Raw genomic sequence first — 22,616 nt, 5'->3', positions numbered from 1 at the left:
ATCAAACGTTTGATTAGGGGGATTTGGATTAACTAATCGATTGATTAGAATCGCTGCATATGTTGGCACAGCAAGGTTTGTACCTTCTAAGAAGCGTTGGAAAGTGTCGAAAGGATGGTATAGTGAAAATGGGGATATTGGTATTGATTTAGTATATGGATGCAAAAAGAAGGGGCTTCTACCACTTTGCGGTGTTAGAAGCCCCCTTTTCTATTATCAGGTCTGGTACCATTCCACTTTTACTTCAGGTCTTAAGAGGATAAGATGAATATGACATGCCAGAACAAAGAGATGAGGGAAAAATGATGATTGTTATTGAAAATGATTGGTTGAAGGTTGATATTGTCAGACACGGAGCAGAAGTACGTAAAGTGATGCATAAGAAAAATGGGCTGGATTTTATGTGGACAGGGGATGAGGCCTATTGGGGACGAGTCTCACCTGTCTTATTTCCGGTTGTGGGACGGTTAAAGGAAGACCACTATCAACTGGATGGTCAGACTTATAAGATGTCGCAGCATGGCTTTCTGCGTGACGTTGAATTCGAGGTGGAAGAGCAAACACCAACAACGGTCTCTTTTGTGTTTGAGTCTCTTGGACGCTTCATTCCTGTATATCCTTACGAATTTAAAGCGGTGATTCGCTATCGTCTCATGGAGGATTCGCTGATTGTCCAGTGGGAAATCCTGAATGTAAACAAGGAAGCGATGTATTTTTCCATTGGTGCACATCCTGCCTTTAAGGTTCCGCTTGTAGAAAATGAAACCATTGAAGATTACCATTTGCACTTTACACCTGCGGTAAATAAGAATGTGATGGAATATGAGATAAAGGATGCTCTTATTCATGAGAAGGTGACAGCTATTGATCTTGCAACGATTCCACTCACAAGCTCACTATTTGAGCGCGATGCTCTTATTTACAGCCATATCGATAAAGTCACATTGGTATCTAATCAGTCGCGTCATGGTGTAGAGGTAATGTTTCAAGATTTTCCGTTTGTTGGGATTTGGTCGAAATATATGGAAACAGATGGGACGATCGCTCCGTTTGTTTGCATCGAACCCTGGTACGGCATAGCAGATACATATGATACAACAGGAAACTTAAAGGAGAAGTTTGGTGTGAATAAGCTTGGAGCCGGAGAAACCTTTCAAGCTGAATATACAATGAAGTTTTATTAAAGGAGCAGATTTACATTGCGTTTCGAATAAATCGGGGTGAACCGTATCATAAATAGATGCGGTTTTTTCGAAGAACATGTTTATAGGATAACTTGTAACTTTATTTTTAAATTTGTCTATGGCATTGTTTCGTTAAGCTTTGTTCCAAAACTTTCATATAAAGAAAAACACATTGAATCGGGGGATCCAATGTGTTTTTCAAATTGAAAAAATATTTTTTATTCAGGCTTAATAGCTATAAATTCGTTAATAGTTTCAGGGGTGTGTTTACCTTCTTTTCCTTTGAAGAGGTCGAGATTAATGGTCACGTCCATACAGCCAAGGTATTTTCCATTTTCATCACGTACTGCCATGAATTTTTGGTAAATTTGACCACTCTCATCACCGGAGCGTTTTGGAAACCAAAATTCCCATTCGTCGCGAGCTCCTGAACGGAAATCATTTAACAATTTTTCAACGTGATGAGCCACTTTTGGGTGAAGCTCAAGCACAGGGCGACCAATTGCTTCTTTACGACGACCATGGACACGGTCTGGATTATTTGAATACCAGCGGAAAATATCGTTAGCATCACAAAAACCCATTTCAAATGGTAAAAGATTGATAATTGAATCCAAAGTGCTTGCTTTTATTGCACCCGTTTCAAAATTAATGACAGCTTCAGGACTAATTAATTCTGACAATTTAGCTTCAGACATTTATAACACTCCTTTATGCAATCTCCCATTATGAGAAGAATATAATAGTACAACCATTAGTGAGAAAAAAAACGCTTCTTTTAGGAGATTATTATCTAATCTCATGAATAATGATAGCACTATTAATAATAGAGAAATGTGATTTATCTCACAAAAGTTATTTTTGATCATTACTTGCAGTGGAGGGGCTGGCCATTTTCATCAAGAAGAGGTTTTGGCTAAGGAAAACAACCACATTGACGTTGTCCACTTGCCTATTATGCAATATTTGATTAGATATGAAGAAATTGATACTTCCAAAAGAACCATAGCTGCCATTCATCCTAATCCGATAAAATCCGTATAGAAAATATCGAGTGAAAAATCAATGCTAACGATATGATGTATCTATAAAGGAGGGAAATGAAATGTTACAAGAATTCAATCATTTAATGGACTACATCGAAGAACATTTGACAACAGAAATCTCTGGGAAAGAAATATCAAAAATTGTCGGTCTATCTGATTATCATTTTAAAAGAATGTTTTCGTATATGGCTGGAATGTCATTGAATGAATATATCAAAAACAGGAGATTATCTTTCGCAAATGTTGAATTAATCAACGGAGCAAAAGTGACAGATATTGCCTATAAATATGGCTATCAATCCATCGAAGGGTTTTCAAGAGCCTTTCGTGAATGGTGTGGCTTCTTACCTTCGGAAGTAGCGAAAAATAAAATTCAAAAATCATTTCCTAAATTTACATTCTTTATAGATATAAGGGGAGGAACTTCCATGGAATTCAAAATTGAAAGGAAAAAGAAATTTAATATTGTAGGAGTATCGAAAAGGGTGCCGATACAATTCGAAGGTGTCAATCATGCAATTTTGGAACTAGCCAAGTCCATTACGGAACAACAAAGAAATGAAATGCACCAATTAGCGGATTTATATCCTCATCAAGTTTTGAATGTATCTTATGATTTTGATGATGGGTACTTGGAGGAAAAAGGATCCTTAACACATATGGTTGGGTTTGCAACGACAAAAGGAAATCCATTCGATGATTTAGAACAACTTTCTATCGAAGAAAGTTTATGGGCCATTTTCCCGAATAAAGGACCGTTTCCTGCTACCCTTCAAGAAACCACTGCGAAAATTTATTCTGAATGGCTGCCATCCTCCGATTATGAAATAACTGATTTGCCCGGCATTTCATTTACAAAGCATGATGGTACGTATGAAAATGTATATAGCGAAATTTGGATGCCAGTAAAGGAAAAGAAAGCTAAAAAGGCAAGATAGTGTCTGAAGCCGTGAGAGCTTCGGACAAGGAAGAGCTGAAAAAGAGAGAGTGTGTCCGAAGCCGTGGGGACTTCGGACAAGGAAGAGCTGAAAAAGAGAGAGTGTGTCCGAAGTCGTGGGGTCTTCGGACAAGGGAGAGGTGAAAAAGGGAGAGTGTGTCCGAAGTCGTGGGGACTTCGGACAAGGAAGAGCTAAAAAGATGTGAATACCTCCGAAGAAATATCAATCTTCCACCAACACAAAATTCATATAAAATAGCAATCACTTGTTTTTCCAATTGCGGTAAAGTTTTTCTTTAATACCCTGCAAAATGTCCTTTTGGTTAAATCGACGTTGCACCACTCATAAATAGCTGTAGTCGTAATCCTCCGTTCAGGAAATAGTAGCTGTAATTCCTTCACATTCCGCAAAATGGCATCTTCGGTCTTTTCGTGCCCCTTACACTGTTCGCAAATAAAAATATGGTTGTGTAAAGAAACCGAAAAGGAATGACAATACTTACAATAAATTTTCTTTACCAGCTCCTCATATTGATAGGTAGGTACCTGTGAAAATGGATTTTTTGTTTGATGCAAGGATAGCAATTGTTGGGCCAATTTTTTGTGACCATCATTCAACTTTGATGATGTATCATTTATACTTTTTAAAAACCGATTCACCTGATTGGGAAGAATAATGGGGTGGTCCACTTGCGCGTTGTATAAAGTGAATTCAGGATTAATAAAAATAATGGTGGCTTCAACGAGGTAATTAAGCTTGAGGTCTTGGAGCAGCTGGCGGAATTGCGATGCGGATTTGTTTAATTGATCGATGGGATTTTTATATTCGCGGCCGGTTTTAACGAGGAAAAATCGGTCCTTTTCCAGGCAGAAGTCTCCTTCAAAATTTTTTACATCTAACAGACGAATGACTTCTTGCGAAACAAGTGTAGTATCAATCTGAAAATAAGAATTATTTACTTTAAGCAGCAAGTCATTGATGAAATATCTTTCTTCTTGGAGAGTTTCTGCCTTACGGTCAAATTTCACCTCACCTTCATAACCCTTTTCCAGGTTGAAATAATAAAACTTATCTTCTTGTGATAACTTCATCCGCGTGTTTAAAAATCGCATTTTCAATAATTCATCTGATTCTGTTCTTCCTCTAAGTAGCATAATCCACTTCCCTTCAACATTCCTACGTCTATTTTATAAAAAAATCGAACAGATGGGTGTGAATATTCCGTTAAATATTTACAGGTATTTTCAAATGAAATTTTATTTCTGATCAAACATTATTTCATTTTGATAAAAACAACCATCTTCGAGAAATCATCAAAATAAAAAAGATGAAAGAGATTGATTCTTCCAAAGAAGTGTCATCTCTTTCACCTGTATTTGATGTAGTGAATAATTTATTACAATAAATCAATAATATTGAGAAGATAGAAGCCTCGATATTATTGTAAAGACTTTGCCCCTAAATAGCGTGACTTCCAGTAGGAATTGTTCATATCGGAAATGGTCACACCCGTAGAAGAGCCAGCATGAAGGAATTTGTTATCTCCAAGGTAAATTCCCGCATGAGACGCTCCTGGAGCATAGGTAGTAAAGAAGACCAAATCACCTTTTTGTGGAGCAGATATAGGTGTTGCCGCCGCCCAAATTGTTGCAACGGTTCTTGGAATCGTGATGCCTTGTGTGTTAAAGACATACTTTAAGAAACCAGAGCAGTCAAAACCAGCAGGTGTATTTCCGCCCCATACATACTGCACGCCATTGTATTTCTTTCCTTCTGCAATTAACGCATCCGCATTAAATGGAGCCACTTCTGGTACTGGAGTTGGAGCAGGAACCGGTGCAGGTTCAACGGTTGTGCCTGGTGTTAATTGAAGTACTTGCCCAACACGCAGGAAATCACTTGTTAAGTTGTTGTAAGACTTTAATTGAGTCACTGTTAAGCCATTGCTTGTAGCCACTCTCCATAGCGTGTCACCTGATTGAACCGTATAGGTTTTGGCTGATGCTGGAGTTGGCTCTGGTGCAGTTTGTGTGCCAGCAGGAACTTTTAACAATTGACCAATTTGGATTACATCCGATGTTAAATTATTTAATGTCTTTAGTTCGATTACTGTTGTATGGAGGATTTTCGCAATTAATGAAAGGCTATCGCCTGATTTGACGGTGTAGGTTGCTGTTTGTTGTCCTATTTCATGTGAATGTGGTGCTAGTAATGAAAGTTCTTGGCCGGGATAGATCGTGGAAACCGATAGATTGTTATATTGCATGATATCAGGAACGGATAGATTGTTTGTTGTGGCAATCTTCCATAGGGTATCGCCAGATTGTACTTTGTATGTTAACTCATGTGCGTCTGCTTGATTAGAAAATCCAGTAGCCATAATTCCTAATGTCATAGCAGCCGTAATGATTTGTTTTTTCAATAACAACACACTCCTATTGGTTATTTATGTTATGCCTGTTTTTTCGTGTGCTTGTCCAACGAGATTCATCATAACGTCATTTAAGTAGTAAATGAACCCTCAATTTGTTGGTTGAAATACATTATTTTACCACCATTAAAAATAGAGTCTTACAGGGACTACGAACCAGGTGGAAACCAAATCAATTAATAAAAGCAGGCTGATTATTGTCAGCCTGCTTTTTGAGACGTTATTAAGAATAACGTCATATTTCGAATCATCGCTATAAGTATTGAGAGAAATTGTGACGTTTACAGGAAACAAAAACTACTTAAACAAACGGGCGTTAGTTCAAAGAGACTAACAATTATAGTAAAGTTCCCGTAAATTCCAATTAAATACCAATGAAACAAGCTTATTTATTTCGTAAAATTATCAAGAGCTGGCATGAAATTTTGTTTCACCAATGATATTACAAAAAATAGAACATCCTTTTGCTGTTGATAAACTCTTTTTAGGAATCACTTCCTAATTGAAATAGGAATGATGGGTACTATACAGTCTAACATGACTAAAGCATAATTAAGAATGTGCTAAATGAGGGTACTGAAGGAGTAAGGTAAACGTATAAAAGGAGAGAATTATGTTTAATAAATTTTTTAGACTTTTAAATTATCCTATTACTTTTCGATATTGTTTTTTTATCCTATTAATAGTAGGAATAACTGTAAGTTGGTTGACTATTGATAAAGACAGTAATGTTTATATCCTATACATCTTTTGTGCAATATTTTTAGGTATTGGATTTTATAACTTTTCTATTTGGTTTATTTTTCTTCTTTCAGGTTTAGTGGTTACTTGCAGATTTATCCTATTACCTGAAGTATCATCTGATTTAACAACATTTTTGACATATTTGTTTACGTATCTTTTAATAACTTTTATCTCAGTTGCACTTATGAAGAAGGTTCAGAAAGTAAAAGAAGATCATTTGGAATTAATAAAAGCACTATCCAACGCATTAGACTCAAGAGATACCTATACCAAATATCATTCCGAAAACGTAGCAAAATATGCTGTTCAAATAGCAGAAAAAATGAAATTGAAAAAAGACTTGTGTAATGTCATTCATACTGGAGGATTACTTCACGATATTGGGAAAATCGGTATTCCTGAATATATCATGCGTAAGTCTGGGAAATTAACAGATTATGAATATAATACTATAAAAACTCATCCAACTATTGGTTATGAGATGATTAAGCATATTTCAACTTTTAAAGAAAATGGGGTTTTAGATATCGTTTTATATCACCATGAACGTTATGATGGCAAAGGTTATCCTAAAGGATTAAAAGGAAATGAAATACCACTAGTCGCTCGAATAGTAGCAGTTGCTGATACTTTTGATGCAATGTCTACCAAACGTGTATATAGAGAGGCACTGGATCTTGATCATGTTTTGAATGAGATTCGTAATAATAAAGGGACACAATTTGATCCTGAAATAGTTGATGTTTTTCTTAGTCTGTTTAATCCTATGAAAGATAAGGAACCTGAAAGAAATAGTAATGGAATCGTTTCGATTCATTTAAAATAGTATTTTATTGACCTGCTATGATTCCAGGTGAACCAACTTCAAGACTTTTTTCTATTTCCGCATGAAAGTTAGTAATAAGCAGCATCTTTTGTTAAACAATATTGAGGAGACCTATAGCTTTTGTTTTTGCTTAAATGGGCTACCGAAAGGATGAAAAATATGAGGTCAAATCAATTTAAGATGATATTAGTTTTAATGTTTTTCACTTTATTAACGTACTACTATGATGAACAAATTCTTGCTTTTTTTGGATTCCCTATAAATTCAGTGGAAGAAGATTTTTTTGATACGATCACTTTGCTGATATTAATAGTTCTGTTCCTATTTTCTTTTTTGTTTGAAAGAAAATTAATAAACGATTTAAAAGAAAGTGAAGAACAGCATCGTTCTTTAATTGAATTATCACCAGATGCAATTCTTGTTCACGATGGGGAAAAAATTCTTTTTATAAATCCTTCGGGGGCTAAAATTCTTGGTGCAAATAAAATAGGTGAGCTGATAGGCAAGCCTTTTATGGATTTAGTTCATCCAGACTTCCAAGACATTGTAGTATCACAGATTAAAAAAGCATTTCAAGATAGAAAAAAGCCACTTAATCGTATGGAACAAAAATTACTTCGTCTAGATGGACAAGTCGTTGACATCGAAGCATCAACTACAAGAATTAGGTTTATGGGGAAAAAGGCGATTTTAAGTATTGATAGAGATATAACCGAACGTAAAAAAGCAGAGGAAACTATTGATTATATGGTTTACCACGATCAATTAACAGGGTTACCCAATAGAAACCTGTTGAATAAGTATATGGAAACAGCTTTTACGAATGCGAAAGATCATCATAAACAAATTGCCATATTATTTATTGATCTGGATGGATTCAAAGGTGTGAATGACAAGTTAGGTCATGCTGCCGGCGATCTTCTTTTACAAGAAGTGTCAATCCGATTAAGAAAATGTGTAGAAAAAATAGGGACAGCAACTAGATGGGCAGGAGATGAATTTGTGATACTTTTGCCAGATTCAAACCAACTTAATGCAGTTCAAGTGGCGGAAAGTATTTTAAAAACAGTAAGTTCGCATTTCATGATTAAAAATAATGAGGTTATTGTTACCCCAAGCATAGGGATTTCACTTTTTCCCAAAGATGGTGAAGATGGAGAGGAGCTCTTAAAACACGCTGACATGGCTATGTATGAGGCTAAGAATAAAGGCAAAAATAATTATCAATTATATGATAGTAACAGAAAAAAAGAATTTACGATGACTATAAAGTAGCCTTACTTTTTGAACTATTGAAAGAGATGCTTTTACGAGGCATTGATAGTTTTTTTCATATCTCACAAAAGACGGTCTTATGTGAGATAACAACTTTTTCTCAATAAAAAGAGCTGCCCTAAAATGGACAGCTCTAGTGAAATAATACTAGCAACTTGCTAGGAGAAGCAAGCTACATTTAGTATTATCGACAAACAATCTTAAAAAGTATAGCTATTTTTTGAAAAAAATTTTTTATCTTTCACAATGTAATAGGAAAAGCTGCCACAAAAAAAGTTTTGTGACAGCCCCAGAAAATCCGAGAGATTTTTGTAGAAGGGAGAAACTATTATTTTCTGGCTATAAATTATCCATAAAAACCGCTATTATTGATGGTTCTATTGCAACCCGTAAGGCTGCAAACCTTCCTTTTTGACCTTAATCCGCCAGACTTCGTTTTTCAATGACTCTGTTACATAAAGGTATCCATTATGAAAAGTCAGATTGGTGGTAAAAGTCCCTGCGTCCTTAGGCAGGCGAATGGTACCGTATTTAAATCCACTTGCATCAAGTACGACAATTTCGCCAGCCTGGAAATGGGCTACATAAAGATTGCCCTCTGTATCGACGGCCAAACCATCTGGACCGATTCCGCCTTCAAATTGACCGAAGACAAACGAGGTTTCACGAGCGTCTTTAGCATTCTTTGAAGGTACAGAGATAATTCGATTTGTCGCGAACTCAGAGATATAAACACGTTGACCGTTCGCTGAAATCGCAATCCCATTAGGATAAGCAATACCTTCTTGGAAAAGTTGTAATTCTGAACCATCTGGCGGCAGGTAGAAGACACGGCCTATTGGATTCGTTGCACTCGATCCCATTGGTTCTGTAAAGTAAAGTCCGCCAGCTTGGTCAAATACGAGGTCATTTAGTCCATTTAAAGGTTTGCCATTGTAAGAATTAACAATGGTCGTACGCTTTCTAGTAACAGGGTCATAGGCGTAAAGTTTTCCAGTAACATCTGTGATAAAAAGGCGTCCATCCTTGTGAAACTTTGTCCCTACAGGGAGGTCGCCTACATATGTTTCTACGATTGAAAGCTTATCGTCTTCGACCTTAATAATTTCGCCTGTAGGCGGACTGACCATCCAAATGTTTCCGCTCCGGTCGAAGTTAATGCCCTCCATAAATCCACTTCCGGTCGCTACCTTTTCCCATTGACTACTAGGTTGGACAATCTCTGAAATGGAATGTCTTTCTCCTTTTGGCACTGGTTTTGTTACATATAACGCTTTTGCTCCAACGACTGTAACAGTAATAAGGGAGAGTATGATTAATACGGTTACTGCTAATACCCTTTTTTTCATTTTATATAATTCCTCCTTGTTTAACCTATTAAGGTCAAATGATAAATCTTGAAAGCCTGTATCGCTCTATTTAACAATATATTGTGAATATAAACAATATAAGGAATTATCTGAATTTATATGAAAATAAGTAGTTTTTTCTTCTATTTAATTTATGTATATTTTGTTAGACTAAGAGTTTTAGAGACTGTGGGATGGTTCTGGTGGTTTTCTCATTCAAGTTTTGTCTATGTTAAAGCTGAATGTTGCCGGAAATTCTCCGCCTATGAATGATCAACCCTACACGAAAATCAACAATGAATAATAACACAGCCAAAGTTGAATAGAATCGCTGCAAATGTTGGCAATGCAGGGTTTGTACCTTCTAAGGAGCGGTGGAAAGTGTCGAAAAGATGGTATAGTGAAAATACCAAAAAGCCCTCAAACTTCGTTTGAGGGCTAAAATCATAGACAAATATACAGAAAAAGATGTATAAATGGTTAAAAATGAATAAATGGTGCCTGTCACCCTTCGTCCATTTGTTTGATCATGGCGATGAAGGGTTCGATGAATTGGGGGTCGAATTGTTTTCCGGAGCAGGCCCGTAATTCTTCGAATGCTTCGTTGAATGTTTTGGTTTTTTGATAGGGCCGTTCGGTGGTCATCGCGTCGAATGAGTCGATGATACATAGGATACGGGCCAGTTTAGGTATTGATTTTTCTTTTAACCCATAGGGATAGCCATTTCCGTCAAAGCGTTCATGGTGCAGCTCCACTAATGGAATCAAGTCTTCTAATTTCTTATTAACTGAAACGATTTCTTTGCCCCAGGTGACATGTTTCTTCATAATCTCCCATTCATGCGGTTCGAGCTTTCCCTTTTTTTGGAGAATATCCCGAGGGACTTCAATTTTCCCGATGTCATGGATTAATGCACCAAGAATTAATGTCTTCCGTTCATAGTCACTTAAGGATACCATCCTTGAGAAATTCACCGCATACTGATACACACGTTTACTATGACGGTATGTATAGACATCCTTAGAGAGAAAGATTCGCAGCTGCTGTTCTGCTTCTTCCAATTCTTTTTCTAAGGAGAGGGAGCGTTGGACTGAGTATTCAGAATACTGATTGTAAATTTGAACAAGGTTTTTTCCCTGGCCTTTGGCTGCATACATGGCCTGATCTGCCTTGTTTAGCAGTTCCGAAATGTTATAGGTTTCTTTTTCGCATTCCGCAATTCCCGCTGAAAAGGATAAGCAGCCATAGGGCAGACTTTCCACCCCTTCGAAGAAGGTATCATTTGTCTTTTTCCGTAGTTCATTCATAAATGAAATGGCCCTTTGAGGGGTTGTATTAGGCATTATAATTGAAAATTCCTCACCGCCATAGCGGGCAACAGGGTAATTTTCCACCTCCGAAACTGCTTTTATAAGTTGGCCAAATTCCTGAAGCAAATGATCACCTTGGATATGGCCGTATAAATCGTTATATTTTTTAAAATCATCGATATCAAGCAGCACGACACAAAGTGGCTGATCGTTTTCCTTCGCAACCGTTACTTCTTTTTCTAAAATCTCTTTAAAATATCCATGATTATTTAGTCCGGTTAAAAAGTCTTTGTTTGCTTTCTCTGAAATTTCCTTAAATAAATGAAAGTGCTGCTTAAAGGCTAACGAAAGTAGAAAAGCAATACAGACAAACAGGAAAAGTCCAAAGAATCTTTCGTAACTCATTAGTATGGCCAGTACTAATGACAGCATGAGCGTACTCATATAAGGGGAAATGGCCTCTTTAATAAGTTCTCTAACAACATTTTCAAAACTTTCAGCAGCTGCTAGTATAAAGTAATATCCGATAAAAAAGACATTCAAGACAAAGTAAATGCTAAAAGAAATTAAATAAGGAACGATGTTATTGACTTGGATACCATTGATGGTACCCCCAGTTAAAATGAATATATAATAAGTACTAGTGATCATTAAAACATAGATAGAAAAATTAAATATATGTTTCCACCAGACAATTTTTCGTTGTGTAAGAGCAAATAAAATCGAATAAATTAGCAATACCGCCAAAGTTAAATTTAGTCCAAATAAAAAAAGACATGCAAGGCATATAGAAGAATCCATAGAAAGAGAGTTACCCTTTGGGGGAAGTACTATAGGATGATGATTTAAAAGTAATATGGCTCCTACCAGTGCAATCGTGATAAGCCATTCGGAAGATGAATGAAATGCAAAATCATATATTGCTATAAAGGCGATGACGCCCAAAACCGAGACTATAAAAAGGTATTTATTAGTGGTTGACTTTAAAAACTGCATTTTGTTCATCACTTTCATAATAAGATAGGAGAAAGTGATAGATCACTTTCCCCATTTTAATACTACCTTAGGATTATATTAGTTTAAATCCAGAAGTCAAGGCAACAATTACAGATCCAATAATAATTGCATTGTAAATAATGCCAGTCAATTTAAGTCCTTGTTTTTGGTCTCTTTTCATCCTTGTTCACCTCCCTTCATGGATAGGGGAGAAAGATCACTCTTTTTTGCCAGCGGATGGCGGACCATTATGTATTGGATGAAAAAGAAGATTCCGATATTCATAATAATATCGCCGATACTAATGATTTGTGTACGCGGGTAGGGATCAGAAATTGGAATCACATCACCCAAAAATCCAAGATGAGTAGTAGAAGTTAACATGGTATGCTTGGCATACAAGCTTTCTTTTAGTGCTTCAATGTAACCAGGGTCTAAAACGGCTGCAGACTCTACGGAAACGGGCATTCTGCCCCCATTCACGACCATCACTAGAAAGTTTAGAAATACACCAATAAAAATAAGGATAAAACCAGGATTCTTGCGATTTAAAAATAAAAATAGCAAGCCAATCATATAGACTAAGATATAAATAGAGCCGCTCAATTGTCCTAAAAATTCACTATTGTTTTGGAGGGTAAAAACCGTTAATTGAACAATCAATAGTAGTGGGAATACCCATCCCCACTTAAGATTTAGCTGAGAGAAGGCTCTTAAGTTCCCTTTCCTAAATAAACCGACAATAAATGAAATGATTATACCATCAAATACCATTAATTTTTACCTGCCCCTATGCTCGATATAAGTTTGATAAGAGAGAAGATTTTATATTGGGTAAATATTCCTACAATAAACATCATATTGTTGTATTTTGTCGAATACAAGAGAAATTTGTGAAATTTACGTGTTTTTTTGTAAAAAAGTACGTGGGGACGGTTCTGGTGGCTTCCTTATTCAAGTTTTAGCTATATATTTGTAGAGTTCACCATGGTTATTGGTTGTGGGATAGAAAAGATTGATTAAGAACACAAGGCTATATCTACGACAAAAAACTCAATAGAAAACTGCCCAGGTTCGTTTTATAAAAGGATTTATAGCACTTTTAATCAAACGTTTAATTGGCATTTTGTATAGGATATGTGTGTCAGGTTATGACGTTTATTAGTTTCTATTGTCTATTTTGAGGAAGGTCATAAATACTTTCTATTTTTCTTCGGCAAATTATTCATTTGAAAACAATAGAAGGTTCCCATAATAAAGGGACTCAGTGTCTATCTAATCAAACGTTTGATTAGTAGCATTGGGATTAACTAATCGATTGATTAGAATCGCTGCATATGTTGGCAATGCAGGGTTTGTACCTCTAAGAAGCGTTGGAAAGTGTCGAAAAGTTGGTATAGTGAAAATGGTGATATTTGTATTATGAGGTTTGGTACCACTCCACACTTCTACTTCAAATCTATTTTATTCACGGAAATACTATTCTCAAAAGTAGAGAAAAGAGAAGGTTCCGTTAACCTCACAACACAAAGATTCATAGATTCAGGAGCACCGAAAAAAGCTAGGTGAAATAAAATTAAAGTGACCATTAGAACCGTCCCAATGGCAACCCCAAAAAGGGGGCTGCCACAAAAAGTTTTGTGACAGCCCCAGAAAATCCGAGAGATTTTTGTAGAAGGGATAAACTATTATTTTCTGGCTATAAATCATCCATTATGAAAAGTCAGATTGGTGGTAAAAGTCCCTGCGTCCTTAGGCAGGCGAATGGTACCGTATTTAAATCCCCTTGCATCAAGTACGACAATTTCGCCAGCCTGGAAAGGGGCTACATAAAGAATAAGAAGGGTACTCATTTCCCTTCGTTTTTTTGCTCAAGAATAGAACACGTAAAATAGGGATAAGCCGACTCTTCCTTTCTCGCTTACCAGGAGTAGTCGGCTTATCTTTTTATAGAAGAAGTTTTATTTCAAAGAAGCGACAACCTCAATTTCAATGAGTACATCTTTTGGTAAACGGCTCACCTCTACCGTTGATCTAGCAGGACGGTGGTCTTCTAAATGCTTGCCATACTCCTCGTTTACAACGGCAAATTGGTTCATGTCTTTTAGAAAAATTGTCGTTTTTACGATATTCTTTACAGAAAGACGTTGAGAATCTAAAATAGCCTTTATATTCTTCATTACTTGGTTTGTCTGAGAAACAATGTCATTTTCTACTACTTCATTCGTTTCCGGATCAACGGGAATTTGTCCTGATAGAAATAACAAATCACCTACTTGAATTCCTTGAGAATAAGGTCCAATCGCTTTTGGGGCCTTTTCAGTAAATATCGTTTGTGTCATATTAAGATCCATCCTTTTCTGAATTATTAAAAGTCATAAGCATTTAATGCATTAACACTATGAGCGAGAGCTGAACCAGCTTTTAGAGCCGTGGCCACAAAAATTGCCTCTACTAATTCTTCCCGTGAAATACCTAATTTCTTTGCATTTTTGGTATGGATTTCAATACAATAAGGACAACCTGTTACGTGGGCAATAGCAATTGCAATTAACTCTTTATCTTTTCGACTAATTAGTCCAGGCTTCATCGCTTCTCTATCAAATTGGTTAAAAGAACGGAAGCCCTCTGGACTAAGTTCAGCAAATTCCATGAATCTTTCCATATTCGATTTTGAATAGAGGTCCTCATTATTATCTTCATCATATGCTTGCAATGCGTTCAAACCATGTGCCATCGCCGACCCTGCCTTTAAGGCAGTAGCAACCATAATTGCTTCTGCCATTTCTTCCTTTGAAACTTTTAATCTTTTTAAAGTTGATACGTGACTATCAATACAATAAGGACAGCCAGTTACATGTGCAACTGCGACAGCCATTAACTCTTTCGTTTTCTTAGGAATCAGTCCGTCAGAAAGCGCCAGCTTATCGAATTCGGCAAATCCTTTGAATGTATCTGGTGCGAGCTTGGCGAGTTCTTGTAATCTACGAATATATGATTTTTGATATAAACTTTCATTAGTCACTAGGCTTCCCCCCAATTAAGATTGTTAATAATGAATTTAAATTCTTTATTCTAAATATTGATCTAAATGAACTGGTTTCAATTATTACGTTTATGTAGAACACATAAAATGGTGCTTAAGCTTCTTCATAGCTTATTTCCATATCAACTTTGCCTGATTTATCTCTCCAAATGGCATATAAGATAGCTAGAATGAAGAGGATAATATTTCCAACGATTAACAATGTAGTTAGATCTCTAAATAATAAGTAAACTTGAAACGCATTTGACCCTGTTGCTACAAGACTTAGAATCCAAAGATTTGTTTTGGAGGTCTTGAATTTTGATTTTTCCCACATATCAGGAAGGACCTTTGGCAATCTAACTGTAGCTAAGGCTATGATTAACCATAGAACATTATTTAGGATTAGTGCAAAGCTCGCAATTCCACTAATATCCCAGCCCGTAATAATCGGTAGCAAACCAATGAAATAAAAGATTGTCAATAATACATGTGGAGTTTTAAATCTGTCATTAATAGCTCCGAGTTGTTTAGGCAGCCATCCATCAATACTAGCTTGAAGCACGGGCTTGGTCACCCATCCTAATGTGGCATTTAAAGTGGTACTTAAGGCAAACATTGCTCCACCGACAACAAAGAATATATATAATGGATAAGGCAATATTTCAAGGGCAACAACCGTTAAAGGTTGATTCGCAACCTGACTAACAGGCAATACACCTGCAGAAACTGTCGCCATTAAGGCATAAATTATTGCTACTGAGATCGTTGATACAATAATTACAAATGGAATATCTTTAGTTGGATTTTTTGCTTCAGCTCCTAAGTTTACGATAACATTGGCCCCACCTGTTGCAAATGTTAACAAAGCAGCAGCTGTAAATATTCCCATCATTCCGCCAGGCATAAAATCTTCACCAGCAAAATAACCAGGCTGAATTTGAGGCATACCGTAGACAATGAATAAGGTTAACGCGACCGCCATAGCAAGGACCATTAAATTTTGTACTCTAGCAGCTTCTTTTACCCCCAATAAATTGGCTAAATAAAATATGGTTAGAACTACGGCGGCGATTAACGTTGAATTTAGCCCAGGAACGAGTGCTAAGAAATAATCCGCAAATGATAAGGCATACATGGCTATGGCAACGTTAGTTATGATAAAGATAATGGTATAGAATCCAGCAAATCGCTTTCCAACCAGCAATGCTCCTGCTGTATAAAATCCACCCCTCATTCGGACGGTTCCGCTAACGACAATCTGGGTTAAAGACATCAAAACAACCAATATTGCAGCCACCATAAACGCAATATTTACAGACTTACCAGTCATACCAATGGCTGTCCCTGCCAATGCAAAAATGCCAGCCCCGATAATTTGTCCAACAGCAATCGACATTAAGTCTCCTCTACCTAAAACTCTTTTTAGATCTTTGGTAGAAGATCTTTTTGGTTCTGATACCGGAGTAGTTACTGCAGCTAGTTTTTCTTCCATACCTTCTTTCCCCCTTGTTTGACCATATTTAGATTTTTTATGAATGGTATATACAAACTTTCTATGCTTTTAATAGATTTTTAGATTTAACATCCTGAAATTGTACAGCAATTCTTTCAAGTGCTTCAATTATGATAGGTCTAGGTGTTGGGATGCAAATCCTTTGAAAGCCTTCTCCTTCTTCTCCAAACATCTCTCCATCTTCAAGCAGGACATTTGCTTTGTTATAGATCCGGTCATGCACCTCTTTAGATGTCAATCCATATTCGCTAAAGTCTAGCCACATCACGTAAGTTCCTTCAGGAATTCTGACTTTAACGTAGGGCAAGTTCTTTGCAAGAAAATTTTTCACATACTTCATTGTGTCATCAAGATAGTCGTTTAACTGTTCTAACCATTCATCTCCTTCATTGTAAGCAGCAATTAAGGCGGAAACTGTAAACGGTGATGGCAGGTGCATTCCCATTGCCTGACTGAAGGTTGTCCTAATCTCGGGATTTGAAATAATCATATTTGTACAATGAAGACCAGCGACATTAAATGTCTTGTTTATTGCTGTACAGGTGAGGATATGGTCTGTAATGTTCACTACTTTTGCGATTGGATAAAACGTTTGGTCTTTCCTAATCAAATCTCCATGAATTTCGTCTGCGACGATGAGAACATTATTTTCTGCGCAAATTTCTGAAAGCCTTTTCAATTCTTCTTGATTAAAAATTCTTCCTGTGGGATTATGTGGATTACATAGAATGAACATCGTTGTCGTCTCTTCTTTGGCTTTTGCTTCAAAATCTTTGAAGTCAATGGTGTAATACCCTTCTGAATCACATTTCAGTGCATTGTTCCGAACAATTCTACCATTACCTTCGATTGCAGCTGTGAACGGTGGATAGACAGGACGTTGAATGATGACACCATTTCCAGGTTTGGTTAATGCTCTTACTGCTACATTTAAGGCATGAACCGTTCCTGGGCTATATATGATTTCTTCTCTTTTGATTTTCCAATCATGCCTTTTATTAAACCAATGCTGAATGGATTCATAATACTCATCTGGGAAAACAGAATATCCAAAAATACGATGATCAACTGTTTTGTGAAGTGCATCAATTAACGGTTGAGGCACAGGCAAATCCATATCAGCAGTAAATAAAGGAATGGTCTCATTGTCGTATCTTTCTGTATAACCAATTGCTTTAATCAAATCTTCCCCATCCCATTTTAATGAATAAGTATTCCTGCGATTAACAATTTCATCAAAATTATATCTCATCATTTTTCCCCTCCTAATCATTACGTAAAAGCGCTAACATTTAAGTGTTTATCTCAGTTCAGCAGCTTAACTGTGTGTTTAGTTTAGCACCTTAACTGTAAATGGTCAATAATATTTTGAAAGTTCACAAAATTAATAAAGGACATTAAAGTAATTAAAACTGTATTTCCTAATATGTTATAATACAATAATAGTTATTTAAGTAAACAATGAGGGGGTGGAAGGGTTGGAAAAAGAGGAAGTGTTTAACGAACTGATGGAAACACTTTACGAAACCTCTAGACTGCTTAGTTCTTACGAGAGCATCCCTAGGATGTATGGAACAGAAGATGAGCTATATATGGTTGAAGTTCATACACTCAACTTAATTGGCAATATCATTAAAACAAATACCTCTGAGATTGCAGAAATAACCAATCGTACCAAAAGCGCTGTTTCCCAAATGGTTGATAAACTTATCAAAAAGGGATTAGTTGATAAATATAGAAATCCGGATAATTATCGTGAATTTATTATTGAACTGACTCCAAAAGGTAAAATAGTTTATGAATATCATAAAAAATTAGATAAAGAGGAGTACGGAAAGCATTTAATGAATCTTAAAGATTTTACCGCTGAAGATTTTCAAAAGTTAATCAAGATCTCGAAAGTTTTAAATCGTGGGATTGAAATATCACGTAATGGTGGGGATATTCTTGATAAATGACTCGAATTTTAGGGTATCCCACTTCAATGTTGCCATCGTACTGTAAAAAAAGGCATTTTTGAAGGATTAAAAATATGAAATTGTTGTGGGTATCTACCATGGCAACTATTCCCGACAGTGGAACAGCCTGGGAACTCGATTACGATTATCCTACGAACAACTCTGTAATTTTAATTCCTCTTGGTTAAAACAGTAATCTAATGGTGCATAAAGGTTCACATGCAAATATTACTTTTGATGAACTTAAAGATTATGACTTTAAACAACTAACTTGTTCTTTCTATACAGGTGAAATACGCTAATGGCGAAACCTCATTTTCATTAGATACGGAGAACCGTATCATAATAAATGAGGTTATTTTATTAACAAATCTACATATAGAAAGCTTTTCAGGAGGTTATTGGACATAATTTCAAGGAAAGGGATTACAGTTTCTCGTTTCTTATACTGTTTAATGGATAGAGGATAGGAAGTAAACACTCTCTATCTTTCTTCGGCAAATTATTCATTTGAAAACAATAGAAAGGTTCTCTTACTAAAGGGACTCAGTGTCCATCTAATCAAACGTTTGATTAGTAGCATCGGGATTAACTAATCGATTGATTAGAATCGCTGCATATATTGGAACTAATAGAATCTAAACCAATAAATTTTATGGAAGGACAATAGAACTGAGTCCCCGGGCTGCTAGTTAAATACTGAAAACAGATTTCGACCTCTTTTTTCTAGTACTATTCGTTAGAAGGCTTGTCACTAGGGGAATTAGATCCTATTTAATCAATCGATTGTGTAAAAGGCAAAAACAAGAAAGGTGCCAAAGTATGTAGATTTAAGGGAAAATCGTCATAATCCGTAAAATTAGCCAGATAATCTATAAAGTCTACTCTATATATCGACAATGATTATGCCTAAATCCAGAGAGAAAGCCTTAAATAATGGGATTCATTCGCTTTTTACACAAACGTTTTATTACTATACCATTTTGGCAGAACCTGCTGGTAATTGTAGAAATTCAGTTTTTTGTCTTTCTTTGTGAAATCTTAGAAGCAAGCAAAGCTTTTCCTCGACAGGAAATAATCTTGAAATGGTGCTAAGGTTCGTTTTTCAAAAGGGTTTGTGGAAACTTTAATCAAACGATTGTTTGGAAATATTCTTACCACACTTTGTCGAAGGTTGTAACTTCATTTATTTGTACACTCTCCAAAACTATTCCTCCCAGTGCATCCAGTCATAGTACATGACTTCGCCGTTACCGAGCAGGTAACGTAACGGTTTACTCTCATACCCGTTTTCTGGTAATTGTTTCAGATAGAGTTCTTTTAATTTGTTTGTTAGGATTCCGAAAAAGAAGGCAATCGGTTTTGCTACATTTTTGGTAGATTTCAGTTTACGCACCAGCTGCTTAAAGGACTGAATCGCAATGGAGAGCACATCATCAGTGTGTTGATGACATTCAAATCTAAAAGCAGCAATTTGAACCATATGCCAGTATTCTTCAATCGTCTTTGCGTCGGAGAAGAAGTATTTTACGAGTTGGACAAATGTTTGTGGGATTTTTTCAGAAACAAAAGTATGATCGAGTTCAAACGGCGCTTCGTTACGTTTAGTAGTCTTTGTAATATTAGTTTTTAAAAGATTATTAGTTTCTTTAGGGTGGTTCAATTTTTCCGCTTTAGGTGGTTCACTTTGTGGGAAACGATTAAAGCTATATAAGTTGCTAGTCTGGGATCCATTTTTTCGTTCGGTTTCATAGATGGTGACGATTCCTAATTCCTTGGCTTTGATGATCATCCGTTTAAAGGTAGAGCGGGAGATTCCGTTACCTTGATACTCTTCATTAATTGCTTTTAGCAAGGTACCGATCTTTGCATTACAAACCCCTGGCACTTTTACAGAAAAACGAACTAGCCGCTTCAAGCCAACAAGCTCTCCCTTCGAGAACGCATGCTTCTTCACTGCTAACCACATTTCTACATGCGTATTAAACTCCTTCACACTTTTAAACTGAGAATATCCTTCAAACCCTTCAATTCTGCCTGATTTCAAATTCATAAAAATGCACCAGCCTTTCTACCCTCTATATAGGAATCTAGAGGGCAAAAGGACAGGGTGATTTGTGGAAAGTTGTGACAGAATTATGGACGATGAGCCGCAAGGACGGTTCTGGCTTTTCTGACTCTATCATTGATCGGAAAAACCCACCATAAAAAGAGAGGATGATCCATTTTCTCTGAATCATCCTCTCTGCTGTTTAGAAGAATAAGAATCCTAGTGAAATGACTACACCGCTGACAACAAGGACCATGACAAGGTATCCCATGATGTCCTTCGCCTTCAGACCAGCGATTGCCAGTGCTGGAAGTGCCCAGAATGGCTGGATCATGTTCGTCCAGGCGTCGCCCCACGCAACGGCCATCGCTGTTTTTGGAAGGGATGCACCAAGTTGTGTCGCCGCATCCAGCATAATAGGACCTTGAACTGCCCATTGCCCTCCACCAGATGGAACGAAGAAGTTGACAATACCGGCACTTAAAAAGGCAAGCATCGGGAAGGTAAATTCATTTGAAATTGCAATAAACCAGTCAGATATGACGGCAGCTAATCCAGAGGTCGTCATCAATCCCATTAATCCGGCATAGAAAGGGAATTGGATGATAATGCCGCTCGCTCCTTTAACCGCATTCAACACAGCATCCAAGAATTGTTTTGGAGTACCGTGGAGTAGAATGCCAAGGAATAAAAATAAGAAATTGACGATATCGAGGTTTAGCTTAAATCCGTTAGTGGCGAAATAATAGAACAGGAAAACAAGTCCAAGTACTCCAATTAATAAAGAAATAAATTTGCTGTTTTCAAGTCTGTCAGCAGGTGTCAGAGCCTCTTTTTCAATGGCCGCTGCCTGGAAATCACCCTCCAAGAGTACAGGGTCAACCGTTATCGTTTGTTCCTTTGACGGCATACTTAAGCGGTTGATAATAGGAATGGTTACAAGCAGCCCTAATACAATCACGATATTAAAGGTTGAAAAAATCGTTTCACTTGTGGGTATAACACCGATTAGATCTTCTGTAAAATGTCCCGGAGTGGCAATGGTTAATGGGACAGATCCTGATATTCCTCCATGCCATACGAGAAATCCTGAGTAAGCGCTCGCAATTAGCAGCCTGTAATCAACATTTTCTACTCTTTTCGCTAATTCCTTCGCAAACAAAGCACCAATGACCAGCCCGAATCCCCAGTTAATAAGGCTGGCAATCATCGAAACAACGGTTACGATGACAATCGCCTGCCCTGGTGACTTGGCGAATGAAGCAAGAGATCCTAACCCTTTTTTAAATATATGGCTGCTTGCCAAGACATGTCCTGTTACTAATACGAGGACCATCTGCATCGTAAAAGAAAGAAGTCCCCAAAAACCATTTCCCCAGTGCTGGACCATTTGGTATGGTCCGTTATCCGTGAAGATAAGGCCTAATCCAAATACAACAAACGTTAAAATGATGACGAAAATAAATGGATCTGGCAAGTACCGCTGCATGATGCGGTTAAAAAATGATACCAAAACTTTCATAAAGTTCTCCCCCTTTGATGCATTATTGCAACACTATTAGGTATTTTACAAAAATTCCGAAATTCCTCCATTTAGATTATATATTTTGACAAATTAAGAAAAAATACCTAAAAATAAAACAAAGAAATCTGGAGAATATTAGTTTTGGTGCCTGTCACTCCCCGATATTTATCGAAGTTTGCAACATTAGCCATACACCCTTATCTACCAGAAGACGAGTGGACATGGGGACGGTTCTGATGGCTTTTATCTATTGGCTTTGTTAAAGACAGATGTTGATTTTTCTCACGAAGACCCGATGAAGGACTAATCTCAATAAGAAATTTTCTGATATGTCCTTCATCAAGCTTATGAAGGACTAATCTCACTGGGAACTCTCCTGATTTGTCTTTCATCATGCTTATGAAGGACTAATCTCACTAGAAACTCTCCTGATTTGTCTTTC

19 protein-coding genes are annotated in these 22,616 nt (G+C 36.8%); 6 read left to right on the top strand and 13 right to left on the bottom strand.

Annotated elements, in window-relative coordinates; genetic code table 11:
• Positions 1-275: 275 nt before the first annotated feature.
• Positions 276-1,184, top strand: a complete 909-nt coding sequence (locus MLOOGBEN_RS14490; protein WP_256989099.1) for an aldose 1-epimerase family protein — start codon at positions 276-278, stop codon at positions 1,182-1,184.
• Positions 1,185-1,402: 218 nt separating this feature from the next.
• Here the strand turns inward: MLOOGBEN_RS14490 and MLOOGBEN_RS14480 are convergent, their stop codons facing one another.
• Positions 1,403-1,882, bottom strand: coding sequence for a PAS domain-containing protein (locus tag MLOOGBEN_RS14480; protein ID WP_179158963.1), 480 nt, complete (start codon positions 1,880-1,882; stop codon positions 1,403-1,405).
• A 163-nt stretch (positions 1,883-2,045) separates the two neighbouring features.
• Between MLOOGBEN_RS14480 and MLOOGBEN_RS28925 the strand changes: the two genes are divergently transcribed.
• Positions 2,046-2,228, top strand: a complete 183-nt coding sequence (locus tag MLOOGBEN_RS28925) for a hypothetical protein (RefSeq protein ID WP_218781186.1) — start codon at positions 2,046-2,048, stop codon at positions 2,226-2,228.
• A 61-nt stretch (positions 2,229-2,289) separates the two neighbouring features.
• Positions 2,290-3,168, top strand: a complete 879-nt coding sequence (locus tag MLOOGBEN_RS14475) for an AraC family transcriptional regulator (protein ID WP_179158962.1) — start codon at positions 2,290-2,292, stop codon at positions 3,166-3,168.
• Between the two features lie 245 nt (positions 3,169-3,413).
• On the opposite strand, the gene MLOOGBEN_RS14470 is transcribed toward MLOOGBEN_RS14475, so the two are convergent.
• Both MLOOGBEN_RS14470 and MLOOGBEN_RS14465 read right to left on the bottom strand, forming a co-directional pair.
• Entirely contained in the window at positions 3,414-4,322 is a 909-nt protein-coding gene (locus tag MLOOGBEN_RS14470) for a nuclease-related domain-containing protein (protein ID WP_179158961.1), read from the bottom strand.
• A gap of 284 nt (positions 4,323-4,606) precedes the next feature.
• Positions 4,607-5,599: a C40 family peptidase gene (locus MLOOGBEN_RS14465; protein WP_368737791.1), complete on the bottom strand. Its 993-nt coding sequence runs from the start codon at positions 5,597-5,599 to the stop codon at positions 4,607-4,609.
• 613 nt (positions 5,600-6,212) lie between these two features.
• Here MLOOGBEN_RS14465 and MLOOGBEN_RS14460 point away from each other — a divergent pair.
• Positions 6,213-7,169 carry an HD-GYP domain-containing protein gene (locus MLOOGBEN_RS14460; protein ID WP_179158959.1) on the top strand — a complete coding sequence of 319 codons (957 nt, stop codon included), beginning with the start codon at positions 6,213-6,215 and terminating at the stop codon, positions 7,167-7,169.
• A 159-nt stretch (positions 7,170-7,328) separates the two neighbouring features.
• Positions 7,329-8,444 (top strand): diguanylate cyclase domain-containing protein, encoded by a 1,116-nt coding sequence (locus MLOOGBEN_RS14455; protein WP_179158958.1) that lies wholly within the window; start codon positions 7,329-7,331, stop codon positions 8,442-8,444.
• 377 nt (positions 8,445-8,821) lie between these two features.
• Here MLOOGBEN_RS14455 and MLOOGBEN_RS14450 read toward each other — a convergent pair whose 3' ends face one another.
• The 7 genes from MLOOGBEN_RS14450 to MLOOGBEN_RS14420 form a co-directional block, all read right to left on the bottom strand.
• The gene (locus tag MLOOGBEN_RS14450; RefSeq protein ID WP_179158957.1) at positions 8,822-9,793 is read right to left on the bottom strand and encodes an SMP-30/gluconolactonase/LRE family protein; all 972 of its coding nucleotides are present in this window, start codon (positions 9,791-9,793) and stop codon (positions 8,822-8,824) included.
• A 504-nt stretch (positions 9,794-10,297) separates the two neighbouring features.
• Positions 10,298-11,755: a bifunctional diguanylate cyclase/phosphohydrolase gene (locus MLOOGBEN_RS14445; protein WP_306430742.1), complete on the bottom strand. Its 1,458-nt coding sequence runs from the start codon at positions 11,753-11,755 to the stop codon at positions 10,298-10,300.
• A 522-nt stretch (positions 11,756-12,277) separates the two neighbouring features.
• Positions 12,278-12,874 carry a DUF5317 domain-containing protein gene (locus MLOOGBEN_RS14440; RefSeq protein ID WP_179158955.1) on the bottom strand — a complete coding sequence of 199 codons (597 nt, stop codon included), beginning with the start codon at positions 12,872-12,874 and terminating at the stop codon, positions 12,278-12,280.
• Positions 12,875-14,061: 1,187 nt separating this feature from the next.
• On the bottom strand, positions 14,062-14,442 hold the full coding sequence (locus tag MLOOGBEN_RS14435; protein ID WP_179158954.1) for a RidA family protein: 381 nt from the start codon (positions 14,440-14,442) through the stop codon (positions 14,062-14,064).
• 26 nt (positions 14,443-14,468) lie between these two features.
• Entirely contained in the window at positions 14,469-15,125 is a 657-nt protein-coding gene (locus MLOOGBEN_RS14430; RefSeq protein ID WP_179158953.1) for a carboxymuconolactone decarboxylase family protein, read from the bottom strand.
• Positions 15,126-15,240: 115 nt separating this feature from the next.
• On the bottom strand, positions 15,241-16,620 hold the full coding sequence (locus MLOOGBEN_RS14425) for an APC family permease (protein ID WP_179158952.1): 1,380 nt from the start codon (positions 16,618-16,620) through the stop codon (positions 15,241-15,243).
• Between the two features lie 61 nt (positions 16,621-16,681).
• Positions 16,682-17,893: a MalY/PatB family protein gene (locus tag MLOOGBEN_RS14420; RefSeq protein WP_179159022.1), complete on the bottom strand. Its 1,212-nt coding sequence runs from the start codon at positions 17,891-17,893 to the stop codon at positions 16,682-16,684.
• Between the two features lie 226 nt (positions 17,894-18,119).
• Between MLOOGBEN_RS14420 and MLOOGBEN_RS14415 the strand changes: the two genes are divergently transcribed.
• A complete protein-coding gene (locus MLOOGBEN_RS14415; protein ID WP_179158951.1) occupies positions 18,120-18,599 on the top strand; it encodes a MarR family transcriptional regulator in 480 nt (159 codons plus the stop codon).
• A 1,207-nt stretch (positions 18,600-19,806) separates the two neighbouring features.
• Here MLOOGBEN_RS14415 and MLOOGBEN_RS14410 read toward each other — a convergent pair.
• The 3 genes from MLOOGBEN_RS14410 to MLOOGBEN_RS14400 all read right to left on the bottom strand — a co-directional run bounded on the left by MLOOGBEN_RS14410 (position 19,807) and on the right by MLOOGBEN_RS14400 (position 22,539).
• Positions 19,807-20,652 (bottom strand): hypothetical protein, encoded by an 846-nt coding sequence (locus tag MLOOGBEN_RS14410; protein ID WP_256989098.1) that lies wholly within the window; start codon positions 20,650-20,652, stop codon positions 19,807-19,809.
• A gap of 199 nt (positions 20,653-20,851) precedes the next feature.
• Positions 20,852-22,171: a short-chain fatty acid transporter gene (locus tag MLOOGBEN_RS14405; protein WP_179158950.1), complete on the bottom strand. Its 1,320-nt coding sequence runs from the start codon at positions 22,169-22,171 to the stop codon at positions 20,852-20,854.
• Positions 22,172-22,371: 200 nt separating this feature from the next.
• On the bottom strand, positions 22,372-22,539 hold the full coding sequence (locus MLOOGBEN_RS14400) for a hypothetical protein (protein ID WP_179158949.1): 168 nt from the start codon (positions 22,537-22,539) through the stop codon (positions 22,372-22,374).
• Between the last annotated feature and the right edge of the window lie 77 nt (positions 22,540-22,616).

Origin of the sequence: Bacillus sp. EB106-08-02-XG196, from assembly GCF_013396335.1 — a bacterium.
Taxonomy (GTDB): domain Bacteria; phylum Bacillota; class Bacilli; order Bacillales; family Cytobacillaceae; genus Neobacillus.
This window is presented reverse-complemented; position numbering and strand designations above follow the sequence as displayed.

Excerpts from the sequence above, each read along its gene's own strand:
- MLOOGBEN_RS14490 (WP_256989099.1), top strand. The coding sequence starts at position 276 with ATGCCAGAACAAAGAGATGAGGGAAAAATGATGATTGTTATTGAAAAT.
- MLOOGBEN_RS14480 (WP_179158963.1), bottom strand. The coding sequence starts at position 1,882 with ATGTCTGAAGCTAAATTGTCAGAATTAATTAGTCCTGAAGCTGTCATT.
- MLOOGBEN_RS14475 (WP_179158962.1), top strand. The coding sequence starts at position 2,290 with ATGTTACAAGAATTCAATCATTTAATGGACTACATCGAAGAACATTTG.
- MLOOGBEN_RS14470 (WP_179158961.1), bottom strand. The coding sequence starts at position 4,322 with ATGCTACTTAGAGGAAGAACAGAATCAGATGAATTATTGAAAATGCGA.
- MLOOGBEN_RS14460 (WP_179158959.1), top strand. The coding sequence starts at position 6,213 with ATGTTTAATAAATTTTTTAGACTTTTAAATTATCCTATTACTTTTCGA.
- MLOOGBEN_RS14455 (WP_179158958.1), top strand. The coding sequence starts at position 7,329 with ATGAGGTCAAATCAATTTAAGATGATATTAGTTTTAATGTTTTTCACT.
- MLOOGBEN_RS14450 (WP_179158957.1), bottom strand. The coding sequence starts at position 9,793 with ATGAAAAAAAGGGTATTAGCAGTAACCGTATTAATCATACTCTCCCTT.
- MLOOGBEN_RS14445 (WP_306430742.1), bottom strand. The coding sequence starts at position 11,755 with ATGATCACTAGTACTTATTATATATTCATTTTAACTGGGGGTACCATC.
- MLOOGBEN_RS14440 (WP_179158955.1), bottom strand. The coding sequence starts at position 12,874 with ATGGTATTTGATGGTATAATCATTTCATTTATTGTCGGTTTATTTAGG.
- MLOOGBEN_RS14435 (WP_179158954.1), bottom strand. The coding sequence starts at position 14,442 with ATGACACAAACGATATTTACTGAAAAGGCCCCAAAAGCGATTGGACCT.
- MLOOGBEN_RS14425 (WP_179158952.1), bottom strand. The coding sequence starts at position 16,620 with ATGGAAGAAAAACTAGCTGCAGTAACTACTCCGGTATCAGAACCAAAA.
- MLOOGBEN_RS14420 (WP_179159022.1), bottom strand. The coding sequence starts at position 17,893 with ATGAGATATAATTTTGATGAAATTGTTAATCGCAGGAATACTTATTCA.
- MLOOGBEN_RS14410 (WP_256989098.1), bottom strand. The coding sequence starts at position 20,652 with ATGAATTTGAAATCAGGCAGAATTGAAGGGTTTGAAGGATATTCTCAG.
- MLOOGBEN_RS14405 (WP_179158950.1), bottom strand. The coding sequence starts at position 22,171 with ATGAAAGTTTTGGTATCATTTTTTAACCGCATCATGCAGCGGTACTTG.